Annotated in this window: 22 protein-coding genes; 15 read left to right on the forward strand and 7 right to left on the reverse strand. The window is 61.9% G+C overall.

Annotated elements, in window-relative coordinates:
• Nucleotides 1–99: 99 nt before the first annotated feature.
• Together Q8L25_RS20900 and Q8L25_RS20905 are read left to right on the forward strand one after the other, a co-directional pair.
• Nucleotides 100–462 carry a hypothetical protein gene (locus tag Q8L25_RS20900; protein WP_308921218.1) on the forward strand — a complete coding sequence of 121 codons (363 nt, stop codon included), beginning with the start codon at nucleotides 100–102 and terminating at the stop codon, nucleotides 460–462.
• 131 nt (nucleotides 463–593) lie between these two features.
• Complete coding sequence (locus Q8L25_RS20905) at nucleotides 594–842, forward strand: DUF3297 family protein (RefSeq protein ID WP_065308447.1); 249 nt, start codon at nucleotides 594–596, stop codon at nucleotides 840–842.
• Nucleotides 843–908: 66 nt separating this feature from the next.
• Here the strand turns inward: Q8L25_RS20905 and Q8L25_RS20910 are convergent, their stop codons facing one another.
• Genes Q8L25_RS20910 through Q8L25_RS20920 form a run of 3 tightly spaced genes read right to left on the reverse strand, consistent with a single transcriptional unit; the run spans nucleotide 909 to nucleotide 4,706 of the window.
• On the reverse strand, nucleotides 909–1,757 hold the full coding sequence (locus Q8L25_RS20910) for a DNA-binding domain-containing protein (RefSeq protein ID WP_308921219.1): 849 nt from the start codon (nucleotides 1,755–1,757) through the stop codon (nucleotides 909–911).
• Nucleotides 1,750–2,661 (reverse strand): DUF692 domain-containing protein, encoded by a 912-nt coding sequence (locus Q8L25_RS20915; protein WP_308925767.1) that lies wholly within the window; start codon nucleotides 2,659–2,661, stop codon nucleotides 1,750–1,752. Before Q8L25_RS20915 ends, Q8L25_RS20910 begins: the two co-directional genes overlap by 8 nt.
• Nucleotides 2,662–2,678: 17 nt before the next feature.
• Nucleotides 2,679–4,706: a ferritin-like domain-containing protein gene (locus Q8L25_RS20920; RefSeq protein ID WP_308921220.1), complete on the reverse strand. Its 2,028-nt coding sequence runs from the start codon at nucleotides 4,704–4,706 to the stop codon at nucleotides 2,679–2,681.
• 328 nt (nucleotides 4,707–5,034) lie between these two features.
• Between Q8L25_RS20920 and Q8L25_RS20925 the strand changes: the two genes are divergently transcribed.
• Nucleotides 5,035–5,283, forward strand: a complete 249-nt coding sequence (locus Q8L25_RS20925) for a hypothetical protein (protein WP_308921221.1) — start codon at nucleotides 5,035–5,037, stop codon at nucleotides 5,281–5,283.
• A gap of 74 nt (nucleotides 5,284–5,357) precedes the next feature.
• Here the strand turns inward: Q8L25_RS20925 and Q8L25_RS20930 are convergent, their stop codons facing one another.
• Together Q8L25_RS20930 and Q8L25_RS20935 are read right to left on the reverse strand one after the other, a co-directional pair.
• Nucleotides 5,358–6,176 (reverse strand): glutaminyl-peptide cyclotransferase, encoded by an 819-nt coding sequence (locus Q8L25_RS20930; protein WP_308921222.1) that lies wholly within the window; start codon nucleotides 6,174–6,176, stop codon nucleotides 5,358–5,360.
• A gap of 25 nt (nucleotides 6,177–6,201) precedes the next feature.
• Complete coding sequence (locus Q8L25_RS20935; RefSeq protein ID WP_308925768.1) at nucleotides 6,202–7,119, reverse strand: LysR substrate-binding domain-containing protein; 918 nt, start codon at nucleotides 7,117–7,119, stop codon at nucleotides 6,202–6,204.
• Between the two features lie 98 nt (nucleotides 7,120–7,217).
• Here Q8L25_RS20935 and Q8L25_RS20940 point away from each other — a divergent pair, with 98 nt between their 5' ends.
• From Q8L25_RS20940 to phnE, 8 genes are all read left to right on the forward strand, one after another.
• A complete protein-coding gene (locus Q8L25_RS20940; protein ID WP_308921223.1) occupies nucleotides 7,218–7,679 on the forward strand; it encodes a CidA/LrgA family protein in 462 nt (153 codons plus the stop codon).
• Nucleotides 7,676–8,365: an LrgB family protein gene (locus Q8L25_RS20945; protein ID WP_308921224.1), complete on the forward strand. Its 690-nt coding sequence runs from the start codon at nucleotides 7,676–7,678 to the stop codon at nucleotides 8,363–8,365. Before Q8L25_RS20940 ends, Q8L25_RS20945 begins: the two co-directional genes overlap by 4 nt.
• A gap of 66 nt (nucleotides 8,366–8,431) precedes the next feature.
• Nucleotides 8,432–9,535 carry a tRNA 2-selenouridine(34) synthase MnmH gene (gene mnmH / locus Q8L25_RS20950; protein WP_308921225.1) on the forward strand — a complete coding sequence of 368 codons (1,104 nt, stop codon included), beginning with the start codon at nucleotides 8,432–8,434 and terminating at the stop codon, nucleotides 9,533–9,535.
• Nucleotides 9,525–10,580: a selenide, water dikinase SelD gene (selD, locus tag Q8L25_RS20955; RefSeq protein ID WP_308921226.1), complete on the forward strand. Its 1,056-nt coding sequence runs from the start codon at nucleotides 9,525–9,527 to the stop codon at nucleotides 10,578–10,580. Before mnmH ends, selD begins: the two co-directional genes overlap by 11 nt.
• Before the next feature lie 23 nt (nucleotides 10,581–10,603).
• Nucleotides 10,604–11,470, forward strand: coding sequence for a putative selenate ABC transporter substrate-binding protein (locus Q8L25_RS20960; RefSeq protein ID WP_308921227.1), 867 nt, complete (start codon nucleotides 10,604–10,606; stop codon nucleotides 11,468–11,470).
• Between the two features lie 128 nt (nucleotides 11,471–11,598).
• Nucleotides 11,599–12,411 carry an ATP-binding cassette domain-containing protein gene (locus Q8L25_RS20965; protein WP_308921228.1) on the forward strand — a complete coding sequence of 271 codons (813 nt, stop codon included), beginning with the start codon at nucleotides 11,599–11,601 and terminating at the stop codon, nucleotides 12,409–12,411.
• A 17-nt stretch (nucleotides 12,412–12,428) separates the two neighbouring features.
• Entirely contained in the window at nucleotides 12,429–13,241 is an 813-nt protein-coding gene (locus Q8L25_RS20970; protein WP_308921229.1) for an ABC transporter permease, read from the forward strand.
• Nucleotides 13,238–14,044 (forward strand): phosphonate ABC transporter, permease protein PhnE, encoded by an 807-nt coding sequence (gene phnE, locus Q8L25_RS20975; protein ID WP_308921230.1) that lies wholly within the window; start codon nucleotides 13,238–13,240, stop codon nucleotides 14,042–14,044. Before Q8L25_RS20970 ends, phnE begins: the two co-directional genes overlap by 4 nt.
• A gap of 671 nt (nucleotides 14,045–14,715) precedes the next feature.
• Here phnE and Q8L25_RS20980 read toward each other — a convergent pair.
• The gene (locus Q8L25_RS20980; RefSeq protein ID WP_308925769.1) at nucleotides 14,716–15,024 is read right to left on the reverse strand and encodes a transposase; all 309 of its coding nucleotides are present in this window, start codon (nucleotides 15,022–15,024) and stop codon (nucleotides 14,716–14,718) included.
• On the reverse strand, nucleotides 14,909–15,235 hold the full coding sequence (locus Q8L25_RS20985; RefSeq protein ID WP_308921231.1) for a DUF6444 domain-containing protein: 327 nt from the start codon (nucleotides 15,233–15,235) through the stop codon (nucleotides 14,909–14,911). Before Q8L25_RS20985 ends, Q8L25_RS20980 begins: the two co-directional genes overlap by 116 nt.
• A 227-nt stretch (nucleotides 15,236–15,462) precedes the next feature.
• Here Q8L25_RS20985 and Q8L25_RS20990 point away from each other — a divergent pair, with 227 nt between their 5' ends.
• From Q8L25_RS20990 to Q8L25_RS21005, 4 genes are all read left to right on the forward strand, one after another.
• The gene (locus tag Q8L25_RS20990) at nucleotides 15,463–15,810 is read left to right on the forward strand and encodes a hypothetical protein (RefSeq protein WP_308921232.1); all 348 of its coding nucleotides are present in this window, start codon (nucleotides 15,463–15,465) and stop codon (nucleotides 15,808–15,810) included.
• Nucleotides 15,811–15,915: 105 nt separating this feature from the next.
• Complete coding sequence (locus Q8L25_RS20995; RefSeq protein ID WP_308921233.1) at nucleotides 15,916–16,278, forward strand: hypothetical protein; 363 nt, start codon at nucleotides 15,916–15,918, stop codon at nucleotides 16,276–16,278.
• 42 nt (nucleotides 16,279–16,320) lie between these two features.
• Entirely contained in the window at nucleotides 16,321–16,962 is a 642-nt protein-coding gene (locus Q8L25_RS21000) for a hypothetical protein (protein ID WP_308921234.1), read from the forward strand.
• Nucleotides 16,959–17,447: a GNAT family N-acetyltransferase gene (locus Q8L25_RS21005; protein WP_308921235.1), complete on the forward strand. Its 489-nt coding sequence runs from the start codon at nucleotides 16,959–16,961 to the stop codon at nucleotides 17,445–17,447. Before Q8L25_RS21000 ends, Q8L25_RS21005 begins: the two co-directional genes overlap by 4 nt.
• The last annotated feature ends 12 nt before the right edge of the window (nucleotides 17,448–17,459 follow it).

Consider the following 17,459-nt stretch of genomic DNA (forward strand, 5'->3'; position numbering starts at 1 on the left):
GCCCTCCATTGCACGCCAAGGGACGGCGCATCGGAAGCAAGCAGGCCAGGCAGCCAGAGGCTGTCATGCATATGTATCCCACTTACAAAGGAAACTATCATGAACTCGAACAAATCGAACCAGACCAGCAAATCGTCGTCGGACAAGCAAGCCGATACCATGCAAAAAGGTAATCAACAGTCCGGCAATCAACAGTCAGGTAGCCAACAAGGCGCCGGCAAGCAAGGCGGCACCCATGAGCAGCACGTGGAAGCGGGCCGTCAAAGCCACAAGAACGATGCCAATCGCGGTGGCGCCTCGCAACAATCGGGCAATGCACAGGGCAACCAGCAGTCCGACCGCTCGCAAGGCAATCAGCAGTCGGCGTCCGGCTCGGGTTCCAGCTCCGGCTCGCGCGGCGGCACGCATGAGCAGCACGTGGAAGCCGGCCGTCAAAGCCACAAGAATGACGCCAAGCGCTAAGCCTTGCGGTCCAGCCGGACCAGCACAGCTTCGCTAGCGACAGCCAGGCCGGCAAACTTGCCGGCCTGGCTGTTTTATTGCGCAGCATGCAGCCGTTGTCTGCTGGCGCATTCTGCGCGATAATGACGCCCATGAACGATACCACTACCTTACCCCCATTGCCCGATCGCCTGTCGATCGACCCCAGCAGCCCTTATCACGTCGCCGCCGTGTTTGAAAACGACGTGGGCATCAAGTTCAACGACAAGGAACGCCTCGATGTCGAAGAATATTGCATCAGCGAACGCTGGATCAAGGTTGCCTCGACCAAGTCGCTGGACCGCCGCGGCCGCCCGCTGCAAATCAAACTGAAAGGCAAGGTCGAAGCGTTCTACCGCTGATGCTTGTCCATCTTGTTGTAAAAAAGGCCGATCCGATCGGCCTTTCTTGCATCTGGCGACCGCGTCTCAATCCTCGCCGCAAGTGATACCGGCTGCTGCGGCAAGCGGCAGCCACAACATGGCGTCGGCCAGCACCTGGTCGACCGGCAAGGCGCACTGACGGGCTGCATGCAAAGCGCAGGCCTGCAGGCTGCCGGCATCGTCGCTTGCCGCCTGCAGCAAATGAAATTGCCACGGCAGCAAGCTGTGCATGCCGAGCCGATAATGCAAGCGCGCGATGGCGACATGGCCGGGCCCCGGTGCGGGCTGGGGCGGCATGGCGTCATCGGGGGCGGCCTGTGCTTCGCGCCAGAATGCCTGCAGGGAAAACGACAGGGACAGCAGGCGCGTGCACGGCGCCAGCCGTATCCGCGTCTCGCCGCCGGTGAGCCAGGCCAGGTCCGGCATGGACACCGCCGCCCGCTGCTCCAGTCCCCGCGCCCTGCCCGCCTCGCTGCGCGCGCGTTCCAGCCGGGCCAGCTCAACGGGAAAGCGCAGCTGTTCGCCACCGCCCGCCGGCTGGCTGGCCGCAAGGAAATCGGCAAAGCCGCCCCCCAGGTCATACAAGGTGGGCGAGCGCGAGGGGTGGCGCCAGACATAGGCGCGGGCGAAAAAGTCGAACAGTTCCGCGCCCATGGTCTTGCGCAGCACGGGGAAATCGACCTGCAGGCATTCGAGCAGGCGCTGCACATAGCCGTCGGCGTAGATATGCAGGCGCGCCTGGCGGCCGGCCGCGCTCTTAAACACCTCGTCCCGGCTCAGGCCATGGTGATGCTGTGCCAGTTCCATGCCGCGCTGCGCGCCGCCGGGCGCCGTCATGGCCGTCAAAAACCAGACCTGCAGCCGCGCCAGCGATTGTTGCTCGGATTCATGCATGGACATCTCCCAGGTGAAAGCTGAGCGGGCTGGACACGGCGCCGCGCGCAGGCACCAACGGTGCTTCGTCCGAAAACTCGCCCCGTTCGGCCGCGCGCGCCTTGGCCAGTTCCGCCAGCAGCTGCGGATACGGCGGGATATTCGCATCCCATTCCAGCAGCGCCGACACGCCGCCCGTCAGCCGCTGCGCCAGCGCATACAGCCGCCAGACAGCAGCCGGCACGGGGGCGTCATGCGTGTCGATCAGCACCTCGCCGCAATCGGTGGGGCCAGCCAGGTGGAGTTGCACGATATGCCGGTGCGGCAATTGGCGGATATAGTGCGCCGCGTCGTAGCCGTGGTTGTGCGCGCTGACGTACACATTGTTCACGTCCAGCAGCAGGCCGCAGCCCGTGTCTTCGGCCAGGCGGCCCAGGAATTCCCATTCCGGCATGCTGGAGCTGGCGAACTCGACATAGGTGCTGGGGTTTTCCAGGATCAGCGGACGGCCGAGGAAATCCTGCACCTGGCGCACGCGCGCGGCCACATGCCGAAAACTGGCCTCGTCCAGCGGCAGCGGCAGCAGGTCGTGGCTGTTGACGGAGGCGGCACCGGTCCAGCACAGATGGTCAGAAATCCAGGCCGGCCGCACCTCCTCGGCCAGCTGGCGCAGCTTGGCCAGGTAGCGCAGGTCGAGCGGATCGCTGCTGCCGATCGACAGCGACACGCCATGCATGACGATCGGCACTTGCGCCGCCACTTGCTCCAATACATGGCGGCCATAGCCATGGTTGTCGATAAAGTTCTCGCTGATGATCTCGAACCAGTCCACCTGCGGTCCGTGTTCCAGGATGTGCTGGTAGTGTTGCGGGCGCAGCCCGACGCCCAGGCCCAGATGCGGCAGGCCCAGGCGGGGAGCCGCCAGTTTATTGGCGGCCATCATCAGGTCGACGGTGGCAGGGCCATGCGCAAATCGGTCGGCGCCGGCTTGGCTGCGGGGGTTGCGCCGCGCGCCGCCATCACCTTGACATACGCTTCCCAGGCCTTGTCATACACGCTTTCGCCAAGGGCGAAGCTGACGGTCTGGCCCAGGGATTCCGACTTGTGGTCCGGGCCCGGGCCGAAGTTGTACAGGGTCATGGTGCCTGGCGTGGCGTTGGGGTACAGCTGGGAGGCCGAAATCGGCACGGCACAGCCGCCGAAGGTGGCGCATTTGTTGTCGCTTGGTGCGCTGTAGACGTCGTCCGCCGGCACCGGTGGCGGCGGTTTGGGCGCGCCGCACAGATTGCCCGCCACCTTGGTTACCTTGGCCGAATGGCCACAGGACGAGCCGCCGCACTGGCCGCCACCCGTATCGAGCTGGGCAAAGCCGCAGCCGCCCTGGGCATGGCAGCCGTTCGAGCCGCGACAGGTATGGTAGACGGCCAGCGCCGCGCAGGTGGCTTCGGCCTCGCCTTCCAGGTGCATGCCCTGGCAGGCGTGGTACAGGATGTCCTTGTCGCGCACCGGCACGCCCGTTGCCAGGTTGGGCGCCTGGCCCAGCACGGCCCAGCACAGCGCCATGCGGTCACCGGCGCCGACCATCGACGGATACGGAAACGCCGTGCTCTGGTCTTGCCAGTAGGTATCGAGCACCGAGGTGATGCCGTAGATGGCGCCGTTGGCGACCGTGCTCAGCATCGTCAGGGTGTCGGACTTGTCTTTCAAGCGGTTCAGCGCGCCCGCCACATCGTCGGGGCCGGGAATATTCTGCGGCGCCGTGGCCTGATTATAGTGCTCGTTGGTCAGCATGGCCGCGTCCCAGACATGGCCTTCCGCATGCCATTGCGCCCAGGTCTTCACCGGCAGCATGTGCTTCACATGGCCGAAGCGCTCGTAGTGATCATATTTGGCGCTGTCGTGGCGGGCCGCCGCGTCGCGCGACTCGGCGTCGCCGCCGTCGTTGCTGTAGGAGGGATAATCGACCTTCAGCGCCGCATCGTCCTCGCGGTAATCGGGTTGCACCGCCATCAGCATGGCGCCCACGTTGCGGCGGTAGCGCTTGATGGCGCCATCGCTGCCCTCGCCCTGGTCGGTAATCGCGGCCATCATGTCGATCGCCTTGTTGAACGAGGTGATATTGCCGCCATCCTGGACATTCGGCCCGAAGCTGGTGTCGAAGCGGGGGAACTCGGCCTTTTCATGGCCCTTGACGGTGGTGTTGAACATGTCCTGCTGCACCGAGTTATTGACGAACAGCTTCTGCCACAGGGTTTCACCATCGGTGTACTCGATGCTGATATAGGCCGCATAGCATTCGTACATATAGCCGATGGTGCCGAACAGGGGCAGGTCGTGCACATGCTTGCCCGGCGTCCAGCCGTCCAGCGGCACTTGCGGGAAATACTTGGTGTGATCAAGCTTGTCGAAGGCGCGCAGCTGCTCCCGCGCCTGCTTTTCCGGCTGCTCGATGGCGCGGAACAGCTCGCACTGGTTCTCGTTCAGCTCTTCCAGGTTGACCCGCACCTTGCTGTAGCCCGAGGTGTCCTTCAGGTCGACGATATGCGGAATCGTGGTCAGATCTGGTCCGTAGCAGGTCCAGCCATGCTGCTGGTTCTGCAGTTCCGCACCCGTGAAGCACGGCGCGGCGCCGATCGCGGTGGCGATATTCGACGCCATCTGCAGGTGCAGCATTTCCTGGATAAACACGCTGAAGATGATGTTGAAGGCCTTTTGCTCTTTCGACTCGGGCCGCGCGGTGGTGCTCATGCCCGGCCATTGCCGGCCTTCGTAGTAGCGCACGCCCTTGGAATTGATCTGGTGCGTGCCGTAAATCGAATACATGGTGGCCATGTACAGCGGGATGGTAAACAGCTCCACGCTGACGGCCGCCTGCGCAATGGCGCGCACGGCCGCCGTATCGGTGGCCAACTGGTCGAGCGGACGGTGCTTGATCGGCGACTGGGTACTGCCTGCTTCGGGCATTTTCATGCTGGTCTCTCCACGGGAAGATTGCGTATCGGATGGATGCCCTGCCCGCGCCATTCTGCGTGGCGCCGGGAAAGGCTGGAATATGATACTTCGTGAAAAGATATTCTTACGTCAAGATTTAAATGCCGTGAAAAAGAACGCTTTTTACCGATTCGGTCGCTGCCTTCCCTGTAAAAAACAGTGTTTTTCCTTATATCCATGACAATTGGATAGATTTTGCAAATCGCGCGTGTATAAGCCGTGCGCCGCGCTGCACTGGCTAGTGACTATCGATTCAATAGTCACTGTGATGGCCGCAGGAAAGCGCAATCGGGTGTCTGCGCATTACATGCGCTACCAGCCCAACTATCCGGGCTGGCGCTCAATACTCGACGCCAGGAGAATATTGCTCTCCGCATGCTTGCTCGAGGCGACAGCGCTGGTGGCTGGCAAGGTCGAATGGACCGAAGGACGCAAAATGGAATCTCTGATTCAGGAAATTGCCCATGGCAATGTGAGCATTTCGATCTATCACCTCGATGGCGTCGAGGTTGGCCAAGTCCAGCCAGACAAGGTACACGCCTTTCCGCGCACGTGATGAAACACCTATCGTGTTATATCGTCCCGCGACCTGGAACCTGATGCCTCAACTAACGTTGCCCATCGCCCGCATCAATGCCGCTGTATCTCGATCAGCTCGATCTCGAACAGCTTGGGCCACAGCTTGCCGGTGACAAACAGGCGCTTGCCGTGCTTGTCCCAGGCGATGCCGTTCAGCACGGCGTCCGGGTTTTCGGTGCCGCGCTGGGCCGGCGGCAGCAGGCCGGTCAGGTCGATCCAGCCCACCACCTTGCCGCTGGCGGGGTCGATGCGGGCGATGACGTCGGCGCCCCAGACATTGGCAAACAGCTGGCCGTCGACGATTTCCAGTTCGTTCAGGCGCGCGATCGGCTTGCCCTCGGCCTTGACGTCGAAGCGGCGCACTTCGGCCATGGTTTTCGGGTTCAGCACGCGGATGGCGGCGCTGCCGTCGCTCATGTAGACATATTTTGCATCGCTGGCCAGGCCCCAGCCTTCGCCCTGGTACTCGAACTTGCGCTTGAGCTTGAAGCTTTTCTGGTCGAACACATAGCCGGTCTGCGTGGTCCAGGTCAGCGCCATGATCTCGTCGCCCACATCGGTGATGCCTTCGCCGAAAACGTTCTGGTCCAGCATTTCGCGCTGCAGCACCCTGCCCGTCTTCAGGTCCACCTTGCGCAACGAGGACTGGCCGTTCTGGCCCGTGCTTTCATACAGATGGCCGTCCTTGAACAGCAGGCCCTGGGTAAAGGCGCGCGGATCGTGCGGATAGGTATTTTTTACCAGAAAGCCATAGACGGGGATGGCGGCCTGGGCATAACCCATTTCGCTCATCAGCCCGACCGTGCATGCCAATCCCAGCAGCATGGAAGTGGTTGTGCGCCTGAGTTTGGTCGTGACGGTGGTGTGCATGTTCTGGTGGAGTGGTTGCGGTCGCCTATTGTAATCGCACTGCGGGCACGGCATTGCCCATATGCGCGCGCACCAGGTCCAGCCAGGCACGGGCGGCAAACGACAGGCGGCCGGCGCGGCGCCAGGCCAGCATCAGATTCCATTCCACCGGCGGATCAAGCAGGGGCACAATGGCGAACTGGCTGGGGTCCAGGGTGTCGCAGAACATCTTCGGCAGCAAACACACGCCCACGCCCAGGCGCACCAGGGAGGCGATAAAGTCCCACTGGCCGCTGCGGCTGGTAATGCGTGGCACGAAACCGGCGCGCTGGCAGGCGTCCAGCACGATCTCGTTCAGCGCAAAGGCGTCGCCATAAAAGACAAACGGACTGTCCGCCAGCTCCGCCAGGGCCACCGCGCTTCGCCCCTGCCAGCCTGAATCGGGCGGCGCAAGCAGGCACAAGGGCGAGCGCACCAGCGGCAGTGATTCGAACTCCTGCCAGCTGGCGACGTTGCCCGGATAGTCCAGCATGGTGCCCAGCTCGATGCTGCCCTTGCGCAAGTCGCGTTCGATCGCCTGGGTACCGCTTTCGACCATTTTCAGTTCGATGCCCGGATAGCGCTGGTGATACTCGGCCAGCCACGGCGCAATCACCGTATGGGTTTGCGGCGACACGCCCACGCGCAGCTCGCCCCGCTCCAGGTGCTGCAAGTCGCGCAATTCCACCTTCAATTCCGCATGCAGGGCCAGCAATTCATGGGCGCGCGACAGCACCACCTTGCCCGCGTCGGTCAGGGTAAACCGCTTGCCCACCCGGTCCAGCAAGGCCAGGTCCAGCGACTGTTCCAGCTGCGCGATCATCTTGCTGACGGTGGGTTGCGTCACGTGCAGCTTGCTGGCCGCGCGTGTAAAGCTGTTCTGTTCCACGACTTCGACGAAGTAGCGCAGCGAGCGGATATCCATCATGCATTCCAATATCGAATGAACTTCATAAGTTTAAGTCATTTTATCTTTTAATCATGGCAACCTACAATGCAATCTTCCGCCATTGAAAGCCTGCCATGCACGCCAACTGTTCCAGTCCCGCCTTGCCTCCAGCCAGCACACCGGCCTGGCGCCGGCCCGCGCAAACGCTGTGGCAGGTGGGTGTGCTGATCGCTGCCTGGTGGGCCGCCGACCATGCGGCTGCCGCTTTGCATTTGCCTTTTTCGGGCGGCGTGGTGGGCATGTTCCTGCTGGTGGCATTGCTGGCCTCGGGCTGGGTCAGGCCAGCGGCGGTGGAACTGGGCGCCAACTGGCTGCTGGCCAATATGCTGCTGTTCTTTATACCGCTGGTGGTCTCGGTGGTGCAATTTACCGAGCTGATCAAGGCCAAGGGCCTGATCTTGCTGCTCGACATAGGGCTGGGCTTTGCGTGCGTGATGCTGGCGACGGCCTTTACGGTGGAATGGGTATGCCGCATCGAGCGCCGCCTGCGCCTGAAAAAACTGCTGCGCCAGCGCGCCGCAAGGACGGCCCCATGAATACGCTGACCCTGTCGCTGCTGTTTTTGCTGCTGACGCTGGTGCTGTTCTATGCCAACCAGGCCCTGCACCGCCGCCATCCGCACTTTTTGCTCACGCCCGCCATCTGCACCTCGGCCATACTGATTATCATCGTGCAAGCCACCGCCACGCCTTTCAGTACCTATTTTGGCGAAACGCGCTGGCTGCCCTGGCTGCTGGGTCCCGCCACCGTCGCGTTTGCGCTGCCGATCTTCCAGGAACGGAAGCTGATCCGCAAGCACTGGCTGGCCTTGTCGCTGGGCAGCTGCGCCGGCATCGTGGCCTCGCTGGCCGCCACCTTGCTGCTGGACCGCCTGCTGGGCGTGCATGGCGACATGGCGCGCAGCCTGCTGGCGCGGTCGGTCTCCACGCCGTTTGCGCTGGAGGCGTCGCGCCAGATGGGTGGCTCGGCCCAGCTGACGGGCATCTTCGTGGTAATGACGGGCTTGTTCGGCCTGATGCTGGGCAAGCCGCTGTTGAAACTGCTGCCGCTGCGCATGCGCATCGCCCGCGGCGCCCCGTATGGCGCGGCCGCGCACGGCTTTGGCCTGTCGGTGGCGCGCCGCGTCGGCACGGAAGAAGGCGCGGTGGCCAGCCTGACCATGATTTTTTCGGGCGTGGTCACCGTCCTGCTGGCGCCCGTGATTGGGCATGTGCTCGCTTAGGCGCGAACGTGAAAGCCGTTTATCGGGGATAATACCGGCTTCACCAGTCCACCCGGCGCCGCCAGTATGAAATACCCCGCTGTTTTGCCCTTCGCCGAGATCCTGCCGCGCCTGCATGAATTCGACGCCATTCTCGATGTGCGCAGTCCGTCCGAATTTGCCGAAGATCACTTGCCTGGCGCCATCAATCTACCTGTGCTGGACGATGAGCAACGCATCAAGGTCGGCACGCTGTACAAGCAGACCAGCGCCTTCGAGGCGAGAAAACTGGGCGCCGCGCTGGTGGCGAAAAATATTGCACGCCATATCGAAGAAAACTTTCTCGGTCATCCGCAGGACTGGAAGCCGCTGGTGTATTGCTGGCGCGGCGGCAACCGCAGCGGCAGCATGGCGCATATCCTGGCGCGCATCGGCTGGCCCGTGGTCCAGCTCGACGGCGGCTACAAGGAATACCGGCGCCATGTGAACGCCGAACTGACCACCCTGCCCGCCGCGTTCGACTTCATCAATGTGCTGTGCGGCCCCACCGGCAGCGGCAAGAGCCGTTTGCTGCAGGTGCTGGAGCACCAAGGCGCGCAGGTGATCGACCTGGAACACCTGGCGGCCCACCGCGGCTCGGTGCTGGGCGGCTTGCCGACGGCGGACCAGCCCTCGCAAAAAGCGTTTGAAAGCGGCTTGTGGCAGCAGCTGCGCCACTTTGATGCCAGCAAACCCGTGTTTATCGAATCCGAAAGCAAGAAGGTCGGCCGATTGCGCGTGCCGGACGCGCTGATGGACAAGATGCGCGCCGCCGACTGCACCGCGGTGCAACTGTCTACCGCCCACCGCGTGCAGCTGCTGATGCAAGACTATGATCACTTTGTTGGCGACCCGGAAAAACTCAATGTGCAGCTGGCGCTGTTGACGCAGCTGCATGGCCGCGAGAAAATCGGCCACTGGCAGCAACTGGCGCTGGCCGGCCGCATGAGCGAACTGGTCGAAGAGCTGCTGGTCCAGCATTACGACCCCGGCTACCGGCAGTCGATCAAGCGCAACTTCCGTCGCTACGAACAGGCATCGCCGCTGGTGCTGCCCGATATCTCCGATGCTGCTTTTAAGCAAGCTGCGCTCAGCTTGTGTACTATCGTCAGCAACAACACCAACATCAGCAGGAACTCCCATGTCAGATAGCATTGCAGCACCGATCCGATTGACCGAATTTGCCCATGGCGGCGGCTGCGGCTGCAAGATCGCGCCGGGCGTGCTGGCCGAGATATTAAAAGGCAGCGGCGGTTTCCCGATGCCGAAAGAACTGCTGGTCGGCATCGAAACAGCCGATGACGCCGCCGTCTACCAGCTCAACGACGAGCAGGCGCTGATCGCCACCACCGATTTCTTCATGCCCATTGTCGACGACCCGTTCGATTTTGGCCGCATCGCCGCCACCAATGCCATTTCCGACGTCTACGCCATGGGCGGCACGCCGATCATGGCGCTGGCCCTGGTCGGCATGCCGATCAACAAGCTGCCGGTGGAAACCATCGGCCTGATTTTAAAGGGTGGCGAAACCGTGTGCGCCCAGGCCGGCATTCCGATCGCTGGCGGCCACACCATCGATTCGGTCGAGCCGATCTACGGCCTGGTCGTGCTGGGCCTGGTCCACCCGTCGCAAGTCAAACGCAACGCGGGTGCGCGCGCCGGCGACCAGCTGGTGCTGGGCAAACCGATCGGCGTGGGCGTGCTGTCGGCGGCGCTGAAAAAGAATGCGCTCGATGCCGACGGCTACGCGGCCATGATAGACAACACCACCAAATTGAATACGCCAGGCAAGAAACTGGCCCTGCTGGACGGCGTGCATGCGCTGACCGACGTCACCGGCTTTGGCCTGCTGGGTCACACGCTGGAACTGGCGCGCGGCGCGGGGCTGCAGGCGCGCATTGCTCTTGAGCAGGTGCCACTGCTGCCGCAAGTGCGGCAACTGGCCGAGCAAGGCAATGTCACCGGTGCGTCCGGGCGCAACTGGCAGGGTTATGGCGAGCAGGTATCGCTGGCCCCATCGCTGAACAGCGTCGACCAGGCCATCCTCACCGACCCGCAAACGGCCGGCCCGCTGCTGGTGTCGTGCGCACCGGAAGCCGTGGAACAGGTGCTGGCGATTTTCCGCGCCGAAGGCTTTGCGGAAGCGGCGGTCATCGGCGAGATGCAGGCAGGCAGTACTGGCGTTTCCGTATTTTAATAAATAACCTAAAAGGTAATCGCATGACAACGTTCTCCAAATTCCCCGCCATCCTGGCCACCGTCGCCGCCACCCTGGCCATCCACAGCGGCATCGCCCAGGCGCAGCAAGTCTTGCGCGTCTCGGCGATTCCCGACGAAGCGCCGACCGAACTGCAGCGCAAGTTCAAGCCACTGGGCAGCTACCTGGAGAAAAAACTGGGCATGAAGGTGGAATTTACGCCCGTGACCGATTACGCCGCGTCCGTCGAAGGCCTGATCAACCACAAGCTGGACATGGTCTGGTTCGGCGGCTTTACCTTCGTGCAAGCGAACGTGCGCAGCGGCGGCAAGATCGTGCCGCTGGTGCAGCGCGAGGAAGACACCAAGTTCCGTTCCGTGTTCGTCACCACCAACCCCGACATCAAGCAATTGTCCGACCTGAAAGGCAAGAATTTCACCTTCGGTTCCGAATCGTCGACCTCGGGCCACCTGATGCCGCGCTACTACCTGCTGGCCGCCAAGATCAATCCGGACACCGACATGAAGCGCATCGCGTTCTCGGGCGCGCATGACGCCACCGTGGCGGCCGTAGCTGGCGGCAAGGTCGATGCGGGTACGCTGAATATTTCGGTATGGGAAAAACTGGTCGAATCGAAAAAAGTCGACCCGGCCAAGGTCCGCGTGTTCTACACCACGCCCGGCTATTACGACTACAACTGGAGCGTGCGCTCGGACATGAACCCGGCCGTGCGCCAGAAGCTGACCGACGCCTTCCTGGCGCTGGACCCATCCACGCCTGAAGGCAAGGAAATCCTCGAGCTGCAGCGCGCCACCAAGTTCATCCCGACCAAGGCCGAGAACTACAAGGATATCGAAGCGGCTGCGCGTGATGCGAAGTTGTTGAAGTAATTTACGTCAACGCGTTTTACCGTAGGTCGGATTAGCGGCGAAGCCGCGTAATCCGACACCACCAGGGACGCCAACAATGTTGTCGGATTACGGCCTCCGGCCTAATCCGACCTACTGATCTCACAAGCATGACATTCCAACTTCATAAAGTCAGCGTCCACCACGCGGGCGCCGCCGGCAATGCGCTGGCGCTGCGCGAACTCAGCCTGGACGTGGCTCAAGGTGAACAGATCGCCCTGATCGGCCCGTCGGGCGCCGGCAAGACCAGCTTGCTGCATACCCTGGCCTGCGCGCTGCGGCCCGAGTCCGGCACCCTGAACATTCTCGGCGCGGCACCGTGGCAACTGGCCAGCCGCGCGCGCCACGCCTTGCGCGCGCGCCTGTTCCTGGCGCCGCAAACCCCGCCCTTGCCGTCGCGCCAGCGCGTGGTCAACGCGGTGCTGGCCGGCAGGCTGCCGCAATGGACCTTGTGGACGGCGATGCGTTCGCTGCTGGCGCCGACGGACCCGCGCGCGGCCTGGGAAGCGCTGGGCAAGTTCAATCTGCAGGACAAGCTGTACGCGCGCGTCGACCGCCTGTCCGGCGGCGAACGCCAGCGCTGCGGCATGGCGCGCGCGCTGGTGTCGAACGCACAGGTGTTCCTGGTCGACGAACCGTTGTCGGCGCTCGACCCCACCCTGGCCGTGCAGACCATCGCCGTGCTGCAGGAAGAAGCCACGGCGCGCAACGCGACCTTGATTTGCAGCCTGCACCAAGTCGAGATCGCCCGCGCCTGCTTTCCCCGCATTATCGGCCTGCGCGATGGGCAGATGGTATTCGATGCGCCCGCCACGCAAGTGACCGACGCGATGATCTCCGCACTGTATCAAAACAAGGCGGACCCCGCACCAGAATTCGACCCTGTCGCGGAAAAACTCGAAGCGGCGAGGCCCCATTGCTGACGGCAGCAAAACCGGCCATGCCGCGCGATCCGGCCTGGCGCGACCGCCTCATCACGGCGGCCGTGATAGTGATCGTGCTGTGGCCGATGCTGGTGCAGGCCGAATTCAAGCCCTGGATCTTATGGGACGCGCAAAGCCTGGAAGCGACCTGGAATTTTCTGTCCAGCTTCGTGCCGCCGGCCCATTCTGCCGATTTTTTGCAACTGGTGCTGGTGTCGAGCTGGGAAACCATCGCCATGGCGACGGCCGGCATGGCGCTGGCCATGCTGGGTGCGATACCGCTGACCCTGCTGGTCACCGAGCGCCTGTCCATTTCACGCATCGGCACTGGCCGGGTGTCGCCGCTGGCGGCCGCCCTGCGCCATGGCGTGCGTACCCTGCTGGTGTTGCTGCGCAGCGTGCCGGAACTGGTCTGGGCGCTGCTGCTGGTGCGCATCGTCGGCCTGGGCCCCACGGCCGGCGTGATCGCGATCGCCCTCACCTACTGCGGCATGCTGGGCAAGGTGTATGCGGAAATCCTCGAATCGTCGGACGCTTCCGCCTGCAATGCCTTGCTGAACAATGGCAGCGGCCGGCTGACCGCCCTGCTGTATGGCGCCCTGCCGGAGTCGGCCGCCGAACTGGTGTCGTACACGATTTACCGCTGGGAATGCGCGATCCGCGGCTCGGTGGTGATGGGTTTTGTTGGCGCCGGTGGCCTGGGCCAGCGCATGGATGAATCGATGAAGATGATGGCCGGCAGCGAGCTGGCCACCATGCTGATGGTATTCGTGCTGCTGGTGGCCGGCGCCGATGCGGTGTCGGCCATGCTGCGGCGGAGGCTGTCATGAAGCACGATTTCACACTGCCGCCCCTGCCGGTCGCGGAACCGGTACGCTGGTCGACCTGGTGCTTGCTGGCGGGCCTGGTGCTGCTGGTCGTCGCCAGCTTTGCCAGCCTGCCCTTGAAATGGGGCGAATTCTTCAGCGGTGAAGCGGTGCACACGACTGCCGACTTCCTGCACGGCTTTGCGCCGCCGGAACTGACGCCGGCCTTTCTTTCCAAAGTAGGCATCGCCACCTTTGAAACCCTGGCCATGTCGGCCATCGGCACGGTGATTGCCGCCATCCTCGGGGGCCTGCTGGCGCTGCCCGCCAGCGGCCGCTTTGGCGTGCTGGCGCGCAACATCACGCGCGGCTTCCTGAACGTCTTGCGCTCGATCCCCGAACTGGTATGGGCGTCCATTTTGCTGATCGCCGCCGGCCTGGGGCCATTTGCCGGCACCCTGGCTCTGGCGCTGCATACGGTGGGCGTGCTGGGCCGGCTGTTTGCCGATGCGTTCGAAAACTGCCCGCCGTTGCCGGCCGCCACCCTGCGCATCAACGGCGCGCGCCCGGCGGTGGCCTTTTTGTACGCCACCTTGCCGCAGTGCAGCCCGCAGATGATGTCCTACACACTGTATCGCTGGGAAAACAATATCCGCGCCGCCGCCATCCTGGGCGTGGTGGGTGCCGGTGGCCTGGGGCAAATGCTGAAATACCATCTGTCGCTGTTCCAGATGCAGCAGGCCGCCACCGTGATCATCGCCATGCTGCTGATGGTGGCCGCCGTCGACGCGCTCAGTTATGTGTTGCGCCGGGCTATGACTCGCTAAATTACTTTTATAAGGAGTACCCATGCCAAGCTGATGGATGATCATATCTACAGGCACTCCGGAGCACATAGCCGATTCGCGAGCGAGACCTAAACGACAATGGATTGAACGCCCCTTTTCATTTTTCCCAAAATACAACATTGGATAAAATAAACTCTTATAATTCATTGATTAATTGCAAACCAATTAAAATAAATGCAAAATAGTTCTTTTTTGGTTGCGAATTATGAAAAAATTTATAGCAATATTAATGATGTCAGCTTTACTATCCGGTTGTGCGACAGCACCCAATAGCTCCTACAACGTTGAACGCAGTGCCAACAGTCAACATTCGACAAATGGCCAATACGACTCGCAGTCATCTGCTACTGGACGGTCGACAAGTTCCTCGTCGTCGTTCTCATCCGAAAAGCCATTCTGGACAGGTACCACAATCTTTTGGACAATAGTTAGTATTGCCTTGGTGGGAGTCGCTGCAAAGAAATCAAGTGATAAGACATGCCATACCGGACCGCGCGGTGGAACTTATACCATAACGGCAAATGGCAACAAGAATTATTCTGGTTGCTGATTTAGCGAAAATTTAACATTGAAGTATTTTTTAGCAACTACTCAACTAAGGGCTGGCTGATCCGAGTTTCCGGCTTCGTTGGCGCGCAGCAACAGTTCGCTCATCCTGACGGGCCAGCGCTCGCCGGTGACCTCTTCAACATAAAGCAGCTCGCGCAGCAATAGGCATTGCACAGAGCGTGCGGGCCGGCTAGTTGCCAGTACGGCGCCCAGCAATTATGGATCAGTACGCCAAGCCGTTGCGGCAAAATCACTTGCGCGGTGATCGCCTCCATGCCGCGCTTGGCGGGTACGTCATACCAAGTGTGGCTGTCGTTGGCGGCCACATGCAAACAATGCAATTTCCCGGCGACGCGCAGAACCGATTCGTCGGAGTGCAGCAGGCGGGCAGTCGCAGCGCTCGCATTGATTGGACAGTTGGTGAATGTCGATCCGGCTCGGCTTGCCAATCTGTTTGAGTGTGCCGCCCTTGTGACCAGGCTGGGAGTTGGGCTTGTTGCCAGATGGCTCGCGCAGCGAATTGGTCTTGCGCAAGCCATCGGAAGACGGCGGCTGGCAGAAGTTGCGGCTGTTCTTGCCGACCTTCGATTCAAGCTCCTCCAGCCGCTCCCAAAGCGTCAATACGACGCCCTCAAGCTTGCCGCGCGTGAGCGCGGAGAGATCGGGAGGAGCGCGTTTTTGCGATGTTAGTATGATGAGCCGGTTTAAAAAGGGTTACAACTGTTTTGTAAAAAACGTTCATCCTGAACAGTGACGAATAATCTAGATATAAGAGCGTTCAACCACTTGCTACAACACAAGCGAAATTATCGAAATAGAAGGATTAAAGCATGCTGGGATGGTGGACCGTGATTTCAACTGAAACCCTGGCGCAGCGCGCCCTGCCCGGTGGCGGCAACAAGGAAGCAATCCTGGCGACCTGGGAAGCGGGTTTGGGCGGCATGGACTGGATTGTGGATCTGTGCAAGCAGGGCAAGGCCGAGCAGCACAGCTTTAACGGCTATCCGAACCGCTTTACGGCGCTGGCCAGCGAGATCACGCCGATTCTCGCGCAGGGCATTCCGGATGGCACCATGCGCGATTTCCATGGCAAAGGCCCGGTCGGCTGGAAAGGCAGCATCAAGGTCCATCAGGACCGGATCACGGCCTGCGCGCCGGATCAGCTGTTGACGGTGGAAGTGTGGGACCAGTCATAAGCGACGACGCCCACACAATCACAAGTTTCCCGCCAAAATCTCCCTGTGGAAATGCTAATATTACTCAAAGCAATCCATCTCGCGATTGCACCACTGGAGAAGAGCGTGAACATGAAAAAACTGGTATTGGGCGCAGCCGCCATCCTGTGCACGTTGGGTGCCCATGCCGAAGGTGTCGATGACTATATCGGCACCTGGCAACTGGCGCGCACAACCGTGCCAGACATGGTGGTGATCAAGAAGGATGGCACCGGCCTGGTCGCCGTGCGCTATGTGCGCAATACGCTGACTGGCAAGCTGGTCGAGACGCGCTTTCCCGCCACCTATGCCGATGGCGCGGTCGACGTGCCCGCGCTTGAAGCGAAGCTGGAAACGGCGCTGGTCGCTGGCGTAGCCACATTGACGGTGATGGGCGAACCTTTCCAGAAGGTTTCGGCCGCCACCAGTACACCCAAGCTCGGCAGCTAAGCTCCCACGCACACACTCACAGACCGAATAAGGAAACACAGCATGGGACTGGCAATTTCAGTCGGCGCACTGGCCGACCTGCAGGACGAAGACCCGGAAGGCGCGCAATGGCTGCAGGACGCCATCGGCGAGGCAAACGTCCTGCTGCAACAGGCAGGCCTGCCGCAGCATACGGAACCGGCGGCATTGCCTGACCTCGCTTCACGCGCGATGCTCGACTCCTTCCCCTACAGCTTCTTGCACTATCTGCGCCGTGCCTACGCGCATGCGGCGCTCGACGGCCAATGGCGCGCCACGCCGCTGCCAGACGGCGAAGAGCCGGCCGACGATCCGGTGCTCGACGAAGCGCAGACCATGTTCGACAGCCACCTGATCTGCCATTCCGACTGCGAAGGGTTTTATTTTCCCATCGTTTTCGACGACGTCATCTTTGCCGACGATGACCATCCACTGCTGGGCGGCATGCTCGGCTCCTCCTACAAGCTGCGCGAAGAACTGGTGACGGTCGCGCCCGCGCTGGGCATCTTTTTGCTGGGCGATGTTCTCGGCGACGAGGAAGCCGAGCGCATCAACACGCGCATCGAGGCGGAGGAAGGACTCGATCGCGAGCTGGCGGCCTGGCTGGCAGCCTATGAAGCTTGCCGGCTCAGCATCGAGCACAAGACGGCGATCGTGTTCAATTGAAGCTGGTCATACGCGCCACCGAAGCGGCGGACTGGCAGGATCTGAAGACCACCCGCCTGGCCGCCCTGCTGGACGCGCCGACCGCGTTTGGCGTCAGCCATGCCAGCGCGGCGGCCTACCTTGACGAGGACTGGCAACGCCGTGCAGCCAGCACGCCTGAGCGTGCCTTCCTGCTGGCGTATATCGCTGGCGTACCGGTCGGCATTGCCGCGCATGCCGTCAGCGGCAAGGGCGAATGCAATCTGCTGGCGATGTGGGTGCGGCCTGAGTATCGCGGCATGGGGATAGCGGCAGCACTGGTCGACGCCGTCAAGCAGCGCGCCGTGGCCAGCGGCCATGATCGGCTGGTGCTTGATGTGTCGCCCGACAATGCGCGGGCGTCGGCGTTCTATGAAAAGCAGGGGTTTGTGTTTTTGCCGGAGTGGGAACCGCTGGATAGCCATCCGGAGATACAGGTGCAGAAGATGGAGTGGCTGGCAGCGTAATTTTTTAACCCA

The sequence above is a fragment of the Janthinobacterium sp. J1-1 genome, assembly GCF_030944405.1.
Taxonomy (GTDB): domain Bacteria; phylum Pseudomonadota; class Gammaproteobacteria; order Burkholderiales; family Burkholderiaceae_D; genus Janthinobacterium.